Origin of the sequence: Arthrospira sp. PCC 8006 (assembly GCF_046480465.1) — a bacterium.
GTDB lineage: Bacteria > Cyanobacteriota > Cyanobacteriia > Cyanobacteriales > Microcoleaceae > Limnospira > Limnospira platensis.
Window position 1 is genome coordinate 1 of the sequence record NZ_PKGG01000622.1, and the last position, 323, is coordinate 323.

Consider the following 323-nt stretch of genomic DNA (forward strand, 5'->3'; position numbering starts at 1 on the left):
TAACTATGGTCATGATGTAGGGGATTTGGTTTTACAGGAGGTAGCGCGTATCCTCAAATCACAACTGCACCCCAAGGATTTAATCGGTCGTTGGGGAGGAGAAGAGTTTTTAATATTTTTGCCGAACTGTACCGCCGCAATGGCTGATAAACGCGCCAACTCTCTCCGGCTAGAGGTAGCGAATACTGCGGTATATTATCAGAGTTATGGTCATGAATATATCAACTGTAGTATTAGCTTAGGAGTGGTGACTACCAACCCGATAAATAAGAGTTTAGATGAACTGATAAAAGCCGCAGATTTAGGGCTATATGAAGCCAACG

At 43.3% G+C, this 323-nt stretch carries 1 protein-coding gene; it reads left to right on the plus strand.

The window, feature by feature from the left end; genetic code table 11:
- On the plus strand, positions 1-323 hold a 323-nt coding region (locus B9T16_RS29650; RefSeq protein ID WP_410246490.1), incomplete at both ends, for a GGDEF domain-containing protein.